Origin of the sequence: Sinorhizobium mexicanum, assembly GCF_013488225.1 — a bacterium.
Classification (GTDB): Bacteria; Pseudomonadota; Alphaproteobacteria; order Rhizobiales; family Rhizobiaceae; genus Sinorhizobium; species Sinorhizobium mexicanum.
In genome coordinates, this window is sequence record NZ_CP041238.1 from 1,711,246 (window position 1) to 1,724,378 (window position 13,133).

The 13,133-nt window shown below is 60.2% G+C and carries 13 protein-coding genes; 9 read left to right on the top strand and 4 right to left on the bottom strand.

The window, feature by feature from the left end; genetic code table 11:
• Positions 1–14 precede the first annotated feature (14 nt).
• From surE to FKV68_RS08125, 4 genes are all read left to right on the top strand, one after another.
• Positions 15–785 (top strand): 5'/3'-nucleotidase SurE, encoded by a 771-nt coding sequence (surE, locus tag FKV68_RS08110; protein ID WP_180941442.1) that lies wholly within the window; start codon positions 15–17, stop codon positions 783–785.
• The gene (locus FKV68_RS08115; RefSeq protein ID WP_180940995.1) at positions 782–1,435 is read left to right on the top strand and encodes a protein-L-isoaspartate(D-aspartate) O-methyltransferase; all 654 of its coding nucleotides are present in this window, start codon (positions 782–784) and stop codon (positions 1,433–1,435) included. Before surE ends, FKV68_RS08115 begins: the two co-directional genes overlap by 4 nt.
• A 372-nt stretch (positions 1,436–1,807) precedes the next feature.
• Complete coding sequence (locus tag FKV68_RS08120) at positions 1,808–2,458, top strand: biotin biosynthesis protein BioC (protein WP_180940996.1); 651 nt, start codon at positions 1,808–1,810, stop codon at positions 2,456–2,458.
• A 151-nt stretch (positions 2,459–2,609) separates the two neighbouring features.
• Positions 2,610–4,148: a LysM peptidoglycan-binding domain-containing M23 family metallopeptidase gene (locus FKV68_RS08125; protein ID WP_180940997.1), complete on the top strand. Its 1,539-nt coding sequence runs from the start codon at positions 2,610–2,612 to the stop codon at positions 4,146–4,148.
• 70 nt (positions 4,149–4,218) lie between these two features.
• Here FKV68_RS08125 and FKV68_RS08130 read toward each other — a convergent pair whose 3' ends face one another.
• Positions 4,219–5,094 carry an ATP-binding protein gene (locus FKV68_RS08130; protein WP_180940998.1) on the bottom strand — a complete coding sequence of 292 codons (876 nt, stop codon included), beginning with the start codon at positions 5,092–5,094 and terminating at the stop codon, positions 4,219–4,221.
• A gap of 314 nt (positions 5,095–5,408) precedes the next feature.
• Here FKV68_RS08130 and yajC point away from each other — a divergent pair, with 314 nt between their 5' ends.
• The 5 genes from yajC to FKV68_RS08155 all read left to right on the top strand — a co-directional run bounded on the left by yajC (position 5,409) and on the right by FKV68_RS08155 (position 10,170).
• A complete protein-coding gene (yajC, locus tag FKV68_RS08135) occupies positions 5,409–5,741 on the top strand; it encodes a preprotein translocase subunit YajC (protein WP_153442401.1) in 333 nt (110 codons plus the stop codon).
• Between the two features lie 50 nt (positions 5,742–5,791).
• Positions 5,792–8,359: a protein translocase subunit SecDF gene (gene secDF, locus FKV68_RS08140; protein ID WP_180940999.1), complete on the top strand. Its 2,568-nt coding sequence runs from the start codon at positions 5,792–5,794 to the stop codon at positions 8,357–8,359.
• Between the two features lie 2 nt (positions 8,360–8,361).
• Positions 8,362–8,748: an Mth938-like domain-containing protein gene (locus tag FKV68_RS08145; protein WP_180941000.1), complete on the top strand. Its 387-nt coding sequence runs from the start codon at positions 8,362–8,364 to the stop codon at positions 8,746–8,748.
• A gap of 18 nt (positions 8,749–8,766) precedes the next feature.
• Positions 8,767–9,609, top strand: coding sequence for a phytoene/squalene synthase family protein (locus tag FKV68_RS08150; RefSeq protein WP_180941001.1), 843 nt, complete (start codon positions 8,767–8,769; stop codon positions 9,607–9,609).
• A 96-nt stretch (positions 9,610–9,705) separates the two neighbouring features.
• The gene (locus FKV68_RS08155; RefSeq protein ID WP_180941002.1) at positions 9,706–10,170 is read left to right on the top strand and encodes a hypothetical protein; all 465 of its coding nucleotides are present in this window, start codon (positions 9,706–9,708) and stop codon (positions 10,168–10,170) included.
• Positions 10,171–10,325: 155 nt separating this feature from the next.
• On the opposite strand, the gene trmFO is transcribed toward FKV68_RS08155, so the two are convergent.
• From trmFO to FKV68_RS08170, 3 genes are all read right to left on the bottom strand, one after another.
• Entirely contained in the window at positions 10,326–11,753 is a 1,428-nt protein-coding gene (gene trmFO, locus FKV68_RS08160; RefSeq protein WP_180941003.1) for a methylenetetrahydrofolate--tRNA-(uracil(54)-C(5))-methyltransferase (FADH(2)-oxidizing) TrmFO, read from the bottom strand.
• A gap of 200 nt (positions 11,754–11,953) precedes the next feature.
• Positions 11,954–12,097 (bottom strand): DUF1127 domain-containing protein, encoded by a 144-nt coding sequence (locus FKV68_RS33715; protein ID WP_014764283.1) that lies wholly within the window; start codon positions 12,095–12,097, stop codon positions 11,954–11,956.
• Between the two features lie 417 nt (positions 12,098–12,514).
• Complete coding sequence (locus tag FKV68_RS08170; RefSeq protein WP_180941004.1) at positions 12,515–12,658, bottom strand: DUF1127 domain-containing protein; 144 nt, start codon at positions 12,656–12,658, stop codon at positions 12,515–12,517.
• Between the last annotated feature and the right edge of the window lie 475 nt (positions 12,659–13,133).

Genomic DNA, 13,133 nt, shown 5'->3' on the forward strand with positions numbered 1-13,133 from the left:
GGATGAAAACCGGAATGCGCATCCTGCTGACGAACGACGACGGCATTCACGCCGAGGGGCTCTCCGTGCTGGAGAGGATCGCACGGACGATTTCGGACGACGTGTGGGTTGTTACTCCTGAAGTGGATCAGAGCGGTCTCGCCCATTCGCTGACGCTCTCCGAGCCTTTGCGCTTGCGTCAGGTTTCGGAACGGCATTTTGCCCTCCGGGGAACGCCGACGGATTGCGTGATCATGGCGGTGCGGCAAATTCTCGACCGCAAGCCGGACCTCGTCCTTTCGGGAGTGAACATCGGAGCGAACCTTGCCGATGACGTCACCTATTCCGGAACGGTCGCCGGGGCCATCGAAGGCACTCTGCAAGGGATCCGTTCGATCGCCCTCAGCCAAGCCTATCAGCATACGACTGAAAGGACCGTAGCGTGGGATGTGGTCGAGACCCATGCGCCGGCGCTCATCCGTACTCTGATGAACGTCACATTGCCCGACGGAACGTTGATCAATCTGAATTTCCCCAATTGTCCCGCCGACGCAGTGGCCGGCACCGAAGTGACGTCGCAGGGGAAGCTCGAATTCGGATTGAGCATCGATGAGCGCGTCGATGGTCGCGGATTTCCGTATTTCTGGTTGCGCTTCGGCGAGCGCTCGGGGGACTTTCGGGCTGGAACCGACATCCACGCTTTGCGCGAGAACAGGATTTCAGTAACTCCGCTTAAACTGGATATGACCGACTATACCGTCCAGGATCGCATCGCACGCGCATTGCGGGAAGGGACTGTCGCTTGAACGGACGCGTTTCGCAGCAGGAGGGCTTCGCAGCGATGGTGCTGCGACTGCGCGGAGAAGGAATGGCGAATCATGATCTGCTGAAGGCGGTGGAACAGACGCCTCGCAGCCATTTTGCTCCGCCGCAATACCAGGCGGAGGCCTACTCCCAGCGATTAATACCGCTCGATTGCGGGTCGTTCATGGAAGGCTATGATTTCGCCGCGCGACTGCTGCATTGCCTCAACATCAAGCCGGGGCAGCGTATCCTGGAAGTCGGCACAGGCAGCGGCTTCACCGCCGGGGTGATGGGGCGTATTGCCGAACGCGTGTTGACGATCGATCGATATCAGACACTGGTGAGTTCGGCGCAAAAGAACCTGGAGAAGGCGGGCATTCGCAACGTCGTCGTCAGGCAGGCCGACGGCAGCGCAGGTGTGCCAGGTGAGGGCACCTTCGACCGCATCCTGATAACTGCGGCATTCAACAGCCTGCCCCGCATGTTTTCCGACCATCTGGTCTCCGGCGGTACATTGCTGGTCCCGATCATGATGAGCGAAACGCTGTGCCGGATCGTTCGCGTCAATCGTACCGGCAGCCGGTTCGATCGCGAGGATCTGTTTGACGCGCCTTACCTTCCGATCGTGCCGCAACTTGCATCATTCCTCTGACGTGCATGGCCGAACTTATCTATACAGACGAGAGATTGGCCGCAATTTACGATCGCCTTAATCCCGCGGGGCCAGACACGGATTTCTACCTGAAGCTGGCGTCCACTGCGTCGCGCGTTCTCGACATAGGCCGCGGACTGGGAAGGCGGGGCATTTCACCAGCAGAGTTCGGAAATCATCGTTGTTGCGGGTTAATTCCCGCTGGCCAGGCTGCGTCTCACCGTTTCTCGGGAAGTGAACAGTTAACGGACTCTTAACAAAATCCAGTTTCGCGCAAGCTTGCCGGCCTAGGCCAGAGCAGCACGACGGATTTTAGGCGCGATACGCGCTTGTTCTGCGTTTCTTGGATCGTGCATATGACGGAGACGGCAGATGCAGATTGCAAACAGGTTGACTGCGGCAACGGCCGGCGACGGCTTGGGCAATCTCGCTGGGCGTTCGGCCGGCCAGGTCGCAACCGGCAACAAGGATGAAAACGGCGCGCAAGCCGCGCAAACGGGTTTCTTCGATCCAACGCCGCGTATCTCTCTTTCGGCTGACGCACTCCTCTATCTCAGTCGAACGAAAAAATCGCCGGAACGATTGCCACCTCTAACGAGGGATGAGTGGAACAACAATCCTTCGCCCCAGTTGGCATCACGCGAATACCAGGCCTTTGGCAGGTTCGCGGAGACCGGCGACTACAAGGCTTATTATGGAGCCTTTATCGACTATTACGACAGTCTTCGTCCGGAGGACCAGAACAGCCTGCGCTATTTCGGGACACGCGAGGCAGCTGTTGCCGGTTTGCGATCGCTTGAATACGACGCCGAAAGTGGTCTCGACGTGGAAGCCAATTTCCAGGCCTTGGTCAGCGTTTTCCTCGACGAGGATAAGGCTGTTCATGCGGATCTACCGTCCTCGGCTTTGCGTGCCGAAGGCGGAGGTTTTGACTGGAACAAATCCAATATCAGCTACGAAGACCATCCGCCGGAGCCCAGATCCGTATCGGAGATCGAGCGACTTTATTCCGAGCTCTTCTAGGCCGGTTTCATGCGCCTTTTCGCTTAGAGCAAGGAAGACGCGCCGGCTATGGTTAGCATTTCGTCAAATTAGGTGCTGCCCTTAACCGGGCGGTAACTCTAATGCGCTTTAATCATTCCACAGCGAGTTGCGTTCGGAGTGGGTAAGCGTCATGCGTAAATTTGTATCTCCCAGTGCAGGGAAGTCCACGATCCGCCTGTGTGCGGCGATCTTGCTAGCAGGCGCTGCCACCGGTTGCAGCTCGGATGTCAGCCGCTTCAGTGGGCTTTTTTCAAGATCTGACGACATAACGACCAGTTCCATCCCGCAGAATACGATGCCCGTGCCACGGGGTGACGTGGCTACCGGGCAGTTTGCGGCGGCCCCGTCTGGTGGAGCCGATGCGTCCTATGGTCAGCCATATCCGGTTGCCAGTCAGAACGCTGTTTACAATCCGGCGCCAGTCTCCAGTGCGCGTGTCGCCTCGACGCCGATGAGTGTTCAGCGCACGGTGCTGGCGGATCCCTCTACGACAGCACCGCAACCGCAGGCGCTTCCGACGCAACGGCAGGCGCAGCCGGTCGCCGTCGCCAAGGCCGAGACTCTGCCTGCAGCGGCTAGGGAGACGGCGAGCAAGGGCGGCTGGGGCACGCAGAACGCGCCCGCCGTCATGGTTCGTCCGGGCGATACCGTCGCCACCCTCTCCAAGCGCTTTGGAGTCCCGGAGAAGGAAATCCTCAGGGCAAATGGATTGAAATCCGCCGGCCAGGTAGAGCCCGGTCAGCGGCTTGTGATTCCCACGTTCGGTGTTGCGAGCAGTGCCGCGAAGGCGGCCGCCTCCAACTCGATCGCCGATGTCGAGAGCGGAAAGCAGCGGCCGTCGCCGCTGCCGGCGGACAAGCGCGAAGCGGCGATCCTTCCCGGCCAATCGCAATCGCGTGAAAAGAACGAAAGCCGCAGCGATGTCGCCGCAGGCAAGCTTGCGTCCAAGGGCGAAGGCAGCGGCGGAGACGGCCTCTACACCGTCAAGCCGGGCGACTCGTTGAACCGCATCGCCAAGGCGAACGGCGTATCGGTCAGCGCCTTGAAGCAGGCAAACGGCCTGACGGCCGAGGCGATCCGCATCGGACAGAAACTGAAGATGCCGGGTGCCGCCAATACCGCGACGGATGCGATGGCGACGGCTTCCGTGCCGGCCAAGAAGGCGGAGACCAAGGTCGCTTCGCTCGATCAGGGCAAACCTTCCGAATATAAGCCGCCGGTTGCCAAGGAGAGCGTTTCGGAGGTCGCAACCAAGACGACGGACATCGACGAGGATCTGCCGAAGTCGACCGGTATCAGCAAGTATCGTTGGCCGGTGCGCGGCGCGGTCGTTGCCGGATACGGCGCGAATGTCGACGGCAACCGCAACGATGGCATCAACATCTCTGCGCCGGAAGGAACGCCGATCAAAGCGGCCGAAAACGGTGTGGTCATCTACTCCGGCAGCAGTCTGAAGGAACTGGGCAATGCCGTTCTGGTGCGCCACGACGACGGCACGGTCACGGTTTATGGCAATGCGTCGGAACTCAAGGTGCAGCGCGGGCAGAAGGTGCAGCGTGGCCAGACCCTTGCTGCTTCCGGCATGAGCGGCAGGGCGACCCAGCCGCAGGTGCATTTCGAGGTGCGCAAGAACGCGACCCCGGTGAACCCGGCAACCTATCTCGAATAGCCCAATGCCAGTAAAGGTGGGTAACGGTTTTCCGTCCGGCCATTGGTAGTTTTAAAGAAATTAGCCGAAGTTATGCCGGGTCGTCGAGTTGCCGACGGAGGCGGCCGGCCAGATCCTGGATGAACTGCCACGCGACGCGGCCGGATCTCGATCCCCGCGTCGTTGCCCATTCCAGGGCATCCGCGTGGAGCGTCTCTTGGTCGACGTTCAGGTCGTAGTAGCGGGCGTATCCGTCGATCATCGCCAGATAGTCATCCTGGCTGCACTTGTAGAAGCCAAGCCAAAGGCCGAAGCGGTCGGACAGAGAAACCTTCTCCTCGACCGCCTCCGATGGATTGATCGCAGTCGATTGCTCGTTTTCCATCATGTTGCGCGGCAGCAGGTGCCGGCGGTTGGAGGTGGCATAAAGCAGGACGTTGGCGGGGCGGCCCTCCACGCCACCATCGAGAACCGCCTTCAACGACTTGTAGGACGTGTCGTCATGGTCGAAGGAGAGGTCGTCGCAGAAGACGATGACCGGCATCGGCGCCGCTTTCAGGATTTCCATCAGAGCTGGCAGAGTTGCGATGTCTTCGCGGTGCACTTCCACAAGTTTCAACGAAGTGCCCGTTTCGCGCGCGACCCGCGCGTGAACCGCCTTGACGAGCGAAGACTTGCCCATGCCGCGCGCGCCCCAGAGAAGCACGTTGTTGGCCGGATAACCCTCGGCGAACCGAAGGGTGTTGTCCAAAAGGATATCGCGAACGTGATCGACGCCCGTGATGAGGGCGAGGTCGACGCGGTTAGGCTTCGCGACCGGCTGCAGATGGCGATTGCCCGGTGCCCAGACAAAGCACTCTGCCTGGCTCCAGTCGTTCACGGCCGAAGCCGGCCCCGCGATGCGTTCGATAGCCGCCGAAAGCTTCTGCATCTCGTTGATCAGCACGTCGATCTGGTTTTCCCGCATCTGCTTGTCTCCGGTATTCGCTCGGCGCTCCGCCTGGGCTTCGTATATTTGTAATTCATTGAATTGCCGTAGGGTTTGTTTCTGGAAATTGCCCGTGAAGGAACCCGCGCGACAGCTTTTTTCCGGTAGCACGATGGTTTGCGCTGGAAAAGGCCAAGCACGAGTGTTCGGGGGGTTCTCCTCCCGCGGAATTTGTGTCAGAGGCAGGAGAAACGGATAGGGGGCCGCCGATTTGCGTCGCGGCATTGCACCTCTATATTCCGGCGGATTTCGCGCGGGGAAGATCCGCGCAATTTGAACTCAAGGAGCGATCGATGTTCATTACCGAAGCTTTTGCGCAGACCGGTGCCCCGAGCGCGGGCGGTGCAGACATTTTGATGTCCATTCTGCCTTTCCTCCTGATCTTTGTTGTCATGTATTTCCTGATCATTCGCCCGCAGCGTGCGCAGATGAAGCGTCGGGAAGAGTTGCTGAAGAACATTCGCCGCGGCGATCAGGTCGTCACCGGCGGCGGCATTGTTGGCAAGGTTACCAAGGTGGTCGATGATGCGGAACTCGAAGTCGAGATCGCCGACGGCATCAAGGTTCGCGTCGTCCGCAGCGGGGTTTCCGAGGTCCGCGTGAAGGGCGAACCGGTCAAGGAATAATCCGGGCACGAACCGCAACCGGCAGAGCCGGCGAATGGAGCATTTAGAGCATGCCCAAGTTCTCGCCGCTGAAAAACGCGATCATCTGGCTCGTCGTCTTGGCCGGTTTTGTTTTTGCTCTACCGAACCTGTTCTCCAAGGAAGAGCTTGCGGAATGGCCGGCGTGGGTGCCGCAACGGCAGGTACCGCTCGGGCTCGATCTCCAGGGCGGGTCCGACTTCACGCTGAGGGTGGTCCGCGACGACATCATCGCGGAACGGCTAGAAACCACAATCGACGCGATCGGCAGAGCGCTCCGGAATGCAGATATCGCCTATACGGGCCTGTCGGGCAGCGGCCAGGCGATCCAGTTCCGGGTTCGCGACGCGTCGAAGGCTTCTGCCGCGCGCGATGCATTGCGCCAACTCACCGCCCCTGTCGATAGCGCCGGTCTCATTCGAAATCAGATCCAGGAGCTAGTGTCGGAAGGCGCGGAGCAGGGCGAAGCGATGCGCCTGCGGCTCACCGACGAGGGGATCGACCTTCGGGTGGCATCGGCGGTAACACAAGCCATCGACGTGGTGCGCCGGCGCGTGGCCGAAGTCAGTGTCGCGGAACCGTCGATAAGGCGGCGCGGCAATGATCGTCTCGTCGTGCAAGTGCCCGGATTGGACGATCCGCAACGGCTGAAGGATCTCCTGAGCCAGCGCGCCGAGCTGACGTTCCGGTGGCTCGATCCATCGATGCCGGTACAACAGGCGGTCGATACGCGGCCGCCGGCGGCAAGTGAAATCCTCTATTCGCTCGACGATCCACCGGTTCCCTATCTGGTCGAAAGACGAGCATTCGTCGCGGCCGAGGATTTCGTCGAGGCGCAACCCGAATACGACCAGGCAACCGGAGACCCCGTTGTCAGTTTCAAGCTCGGCGCCGACGCGCTGGCACGCATAACGCCGCTTTTGGAGGCCGACTCCAGACGGCAGTTTGCGATCGTGCTCGACGGGCAAGTCGTGTCGACACCAGCGCTTGCCGACGCAATTACGGGCGATGTCGGCCGGATCTCGGGAAATTTGTCCGAGGATGGTGCCAAGAACCTCGCCGCCTTGTTGCGTGCGGGACCGCTGCCGGCAAACCTCACCGTGGTTGAGGAGCGTACGGTGGGCCCCGGAGTCGGATCTGACGCCATCGCAAGCGCGCTCAACGCCGCCATGATCGCTGCGCTCGCGGTGGCAGCGTGCATGATCGCATTCTATGGCTTCTTTGGCGCGATTGCGGTGGTCGCGGTCATCGTAAACGTCGTGCTGATCATTGCGGCGCTCTCGCTTATCGGCGCGACTTTGACCCTGCCGGGGATTGCGGGGATCATCCTCACGATCGGCGTGGCGGTCGATTCGAACGTTCTCATCTACGAGCGCCTTCGCGAAGAGGCGCGCGGCCCCGGACCCTTGCGAAAGGCCCTCGACACCGGCTTTGCACGAGTCTTCAGCAGCATCGTCGATGCCAACCTGACGATGGCAATCGCCGGTGCCATTCTTTTCTATTTCGGCTCCGGCGCCTTTCGCGGTTTCGCCGTGACGCTTGCGATCGGAAGCGTGACAACGATCCTGACCGCCCACAGCCTGACACGCCGTCTGGTCCGCGGATGGTATCGCCGCCGCCGGCCCCAGCGACTGCCGAGGGGCATTCGTACAGGCTTCTTCAGCGAGGCGGACATTCGGTTCATGGCGATCCGTAATCCGGTCTTCATCCTGATGGCAGCGCTGTCGCTTGCTTCGCTCGTCTTGCTGGTCAGTCTTGGCCCCAATTTCGGAGCGGATTTCAAGGGTGGGTCGATAATCGAGCTTCGGGCGAAGTCAGGTGTCGCCGATAGCGCGGATATCCGGGCTCGTCTTGACGAGTTGAATCTGGGGGAAGTCCGGGTTCAGGAACTCGGGTCGGAACGAGACGTCCTCGTCCGCGTTCCTTCACAGGAGGCCGGTGACAATGCCGAGCAAACCGCGATCGGATCGGTGCGCACTGAGTTGGAAGACCAGTATACATTCCGCCGGGTGGAGGTCGTGGGGCCGGCTGCTTCCGACGAGTTGACACGAGCCAGCAGCCTCGGTATCGCCGCGGCGGTCCTGGCCATTCTGCTCTATGTCTGGATCCGGTTCGAATGGCGGTTTGCGCTGGGCGCGATGATAGCGACCGTGCATGACGTGTTGCTGACCGTCGGCTTCCTTGTCGTCACGCGCACCGAGTTCAATCTTGCGAGCATTGCCGCCTTGCTGACCATCGTCTGCTATTCGTTGAACGATACCGTCGTGATTTACGATCGCATCCGCGAGAATTACATGCGTTATCAAAGAATGTCGCTCGCGGTACTGATCGACGCGTCGATCAACCAGACGCTTTCGCGCACTGTTCTGACGGCTGTAACGACGATCTTGGCGCTTGCAGCGCTCTACCTGTTCGGCGATAGCTTGCTTCGTTCTTTCGCCATGACGTTGCTTTTCGGCGTTGTTGTCGGAACGCTTTCGTCGATTTATATCGCGGGTCCGGTTCTGATCCTCTTCAACCGCCGAGGTGGCCGAGCCAAGGGCGGGCAGAGTCCCGCTCGCGGCGAAGAGCCGGCGAACACGGCAACAGGGACGGCCTGACAATGGCAAAAGGCATCGAAATTCGCGAAGCGCACTACCCCGGGCGGGCGCCGATAGACGCTTACGGAAACGGCGGCTTCCGGTTCGCCGACATGTCTCACCGGGGCTCGGTCCTCATGTTGCCGTCCGGTATCTATGCGTGGGATGCGGTTGAAGGTGACCTGCTTTCAGTGGACAAATTCAAGCGTGTGCTGGACGAAGCGCGTGAGATCGAAGTGCTGCTTGTGGGGACGGGTCGCGAAATCCGACCCTTGCCGGCCGAGCTGAAGGCGACCTTGCGAGCGCAGAACATCTCCTCCGATCCGATGAGCACCGGCGCGGCAGTTAGAACCTATAACGTGATGCTCGCCGAAGCGCGCGCTGTCGCCGCGGCCCTGATCGCGGTGTGATTTCGAAGGAAGCTCAGCGTGCAAGAGGCCGATACCCAGATTCTCGCAACCTTGCGGGACACAGATCGCGATCGTTATTTGGCTTGCCTGCTTTCCCCACCTGAGAAGCGACAGTCGCTTGCGGCGCTCTATGCGTTCTACGCGGAAATCGCCCGGGTGCGTGATTTGATACACGAGCCGCTTCCGGGCGAAATCCGCTTGCAATGGTGGCGTGACGTTCTCTCGAACGAACAATCGAGCGGCGAGGGGCATCCGCTTGCGGAGGCGCTTCTGCAATGCGTCCGCGAACATCATCTGCCGGTGGCAGTGCTCGAGAGCATGATCGATGCCCGAATTTTCGATCTTTATGACGATCCGATGCAGGACAGGTCTGCGCTGGAAGGTTACGCTGGTGAAACGGCATCTGCCCTCGTCCAGCTTTCATCGCTGATCCTTGATCCGTCGAACGCCGCAAGATCGGCTGAGGCCGCCGGACATGCCGGCGTCGCGCAGACGATTGCCGGCCTCCTTCTGCTTATGCCAATTCACCATCGGCGCGGCCAGGTCTATCTTCCCGCAGATCTTCTGCGTGCGACGGGGCTGGACCGGCAAACTTTTCTGGCCGCCGACGATAACGAAGCCATCGGCCGGGCAATCCACGCATTTTGCGGCTTGGGCAGGGATCATCTTGCCAAGGCGCGCCAAGGTATCGGCTCGATCTCTTCGCAGAATTTCTTCGCTTTCGTTCCGATAGCATTGGCCGAGCCGGTGTTCGACAAGGCGGAGAAGGCGGGAGCGCGTCTGCTGCAGCAGCCTATCCAGCCGGCCCAATGGCAACGGCAATGGCGAATGTGGCGCGCAACCCGGCGCAAGCGCTTCTGACCCTGCACCGGAGCTGCACTTGGTCACGCTGGCGCAAGTCTCACATCGTATAGGCAGGAGCTACCGGATCCGTGCCGTCCAAAAGGGGCTTGTGTGATGTTGTGGCTGTTGCTCATCGTGGTGATCGTCGCCGTCGGAGCGTTCTACATCAGGATGAACGCCCGTGCCGAACGCGATTTCGACAATCCTGACGCGGGCTCGGCGATGGTCGAGTTTGGCCGCGCTTTCCCTGATGAAGCAATCCGAGCCTTGTATTCGACCATCGACAGGAAGGCGATCTTTCTTCGACTGCACGACGGCAAAGCCGGGTTTATCCAATCGCACGGCACGCACTACGTCTGCCACGTCATTCATCCTGGCAAGGTGCGGGTGAACAGTTCCGAAAGCGGACGCGGATTGATCGTGCACTTTCCTGATTTCGCCTATCTGGATAACGCCTTCGAGTTCCGTACCGCCGAAGTAGCGGCGGAGGTATCGCTCTGGCTGCTCGGCAGCTTCAGCCCGAAGTCGGACTTCGGCGATGAACTGCCGGCGGCCCAGCCGGCCCAGGCGAGCGACTAGAGTGCCGTGCGTTCGAATGAACGCACAAAGGACGCTGTGAGTCTTTGGATCTACGCATCGTGCTTTCCGAAAATCGATTCCGATTTTCGGGGCCGATGCGCTAGCACTTTGATTTCAGAGCATCTTATCCGCTTTCGCATTTGAAGTGGGATGCTCTAAGCCGTCTTCAGGGCCGGAGCGGCGAGCCAGCTTGCGCAATCGCCGAGCGCCCGGGACGCCGTCGCCTGTTTTTTTGCCAGGGCCTTCTCCTTGCCGCGAAAACGCTTGGCGCCTTCCGGCTTCGTCAATGCGCCCGGTTCCAGTGGCGGAAACAGACCAAAATTGACGTTCATCGGCTGGAAGGAGCGCTTGCCCGGTTCGTCGTCCGACACGATGTGTCCGCCGGTGATGTGAGTGAGAAGCGCGCCGAAGGCGGTTGTTTGCGGCGGCGGCACTAACGGTTCGCCCGTTCGCTCGGCTGCTGCGAACCGGCCGGCAAGCAGGCCGATGCTGGCGCTCTCCACATAGCCTTCGCAACCGGTGATCTGGCCGGCGAACCGCAGGCCCGGACGGGATGTGAGCGTCAAGGTCGAATCGAGTAGCGTCGGCGAGTTGATGTAGGTGTTGCGATGCAGGCCGCCGAGCCGGGCGAACTCTGCCTTTTCAAGCCCGGGGATCATCCGGAAGACTTCCGCCTGCGCGCCATATTTCAGCTTCGTCTGGAAGCCCACCATGTTGTAGAGCGTGCCAAGCGCGTTGTCCTGCCTGAGTTGTACCACGGCATAGGGCTTGACCGCGGGGTTGTGCGCGTTGGTCAGCCCCATCGGCTTCATCGGGCCGTGGCGCAGCGTTTCGCGTCCGCGTTCGGCCATGACCTCGATCGGGAGGCAGCCGTCGAAATAGGGGGTACCCTCCCATTCCTTGAACCCGGTCTTGTCGCCGGCGACCAGGGCATCGACGAAGGCGTTGTACTGCTCCTCGGTCATCGGACAGTTGATGTAGTCCTTGCCTGTGCCCCCAGGGCCAACCTTGTCATAGCGCGACTGGTGCCAGCAGATATCCATGTCGATCGTGTCGGTGTGGACGATCGGGGCGATCGCGTCGAAAAACGCGAGTGCATCGGCGCCGGTTTCCTCGCGGATCGCCTCGGCCAAGGCCGGCGCGGTGAGGGGACCGGTGGCGATGATCGCAAGATCCCAGTCCTTCGGCGGCAGCCCGGTGATCTCCTCGCGGACGACCGTGATCAGGGGGTGACTGTCTATCGCGGCGCTGACAGCCGCTGAAAAGCCGTCGCGATCGACGGCAAGCGCTCCACCCGCCGGAACCTGGTTGCGATCGGCAGCGTGCATGATCAGGGAGCCCGCGAGCCGCATTTCAGCATGGAGCACGCCAACCGCATTGCTGGTCGCGTCGTCTGAGCGGAACGAGTTGGAGCAGACGAGTTCGGCAAGGCCGTCGGTCTTGTGCGCGTCGGTGCCGCGCACGCCGCGCATTTCGTGCAGGATTACCGGGACGCCAGCTTGGGCGATCTGCCACGCGGCCTCCGATCCGGCGAGGCCGCCGCCGACGACATGAATGGGAGAATAGATAGTGTTCGCTGTCATGGGCGGCTTCCTATCACAGCCGCCTTCCGGTTCCAATTGCGAAGAAACGAAAACGGCGCCACTACAGCGCCGCGCGTCTTTTCAGGCCCGTAAAGGGCGCTGTAGCACTTTGAGCTGCTGCATGTTTTATCCTTCAATCGACCGCGATTTAAGGAAACATGCAGTAGGCGCCGTCTTGGATGTTTGGATGTTCGTCCCGATTAACGGAAGGAACGGGCCGCGATGTTGCGGATATCGTAGCGGGTGATGCCGATATCGCTGAGCGCGTGGTTGGAGAGACCGCCGAGCTCGGCAACGGTGCGGCGATAGTTGATCCAGCTTTTTGCAATGCGAATCGGGTTCATGGTCGTGTCCTCAAGATCAGTTTGTCGCGACAGTGATTTGTCTGCGTCGTTGAGGTTCTTATACGCTTGTCTAATTGGAAGATGGAGTGCAAAGAAAATGCATCTGCTATGCGTTTGTGCAGTGCATCGCCGATTTCGTAAGCACCGCACTCTAGCCGCTCGAAAACGCGTCACAAGTTAAAGCTTGGCTAAATTGCTGGGCCAAGCGTTAATCTCTTGTGTTTTCAACAGTTTTTGCGCTTCGTTGGCACGAGAGCCTTTCAACGGAGGATCAGCCTGTGAGCGCTCAAATAGTGGGCGTCGGAGGTGGCTCTTCGCGGTCGCAAAAACGGTGACATGCACGCGTCAGTCAGGACGAAAGAAAACGCCCTCCGGGTGGCCGAAGGGCGTTTCAGAAATGCGTAGTTGTGCTTTGGCTTACTTGACAGCTTGGCGAGCAACGTAGGGGATGTCGCTGCGGCCGATGCCGAGATCGTTCAGCTCGCGGTCGCTCATGCGGCCGAGTTCGTTGCAGGTCTGACGATACTTGCGCCAGTTGTTGAAAGAACGTGCGAGGTTCATGATCCTATCCTTTCTAGGGTCGTTTGCCAGCGCTCTGTCTTTCTTGCTGGCCGTCATCTGATGGTCGAAATATAATCGATTTGATCGGCAGTTACAGAGACAATGCTGCATCGCACCCATGCGCCGATTGCAATCCTTCGCGCTGCTGTTAACTCAGCCTCAACGGTCGCCGCTTTGCCGTCCAGCCGGTCCGCTCTGCGGCTGCAGGAATATTGACTCAAAACAGGATGAAGACGCGCAAAAAACAACGCCCGCTGGGGGAGGAGGTCCAGCGGGCGTTGCTTGTTCTGATTGGCAACCGGGAGGAGGAGTGTCGCCAATCCGTATCGGGGTGCGCTGGGAGGAGGAGTGCGCCGCCCCAATCGATGGTTGTAAGATATGGTGTGACACGCGTTTTGTGTAGAGGCGCGCGCCGAATGGCACCCATGCATTTCACGCATGCCTTGGGCGCGCAACGCTGCGAAACTGCTGCATT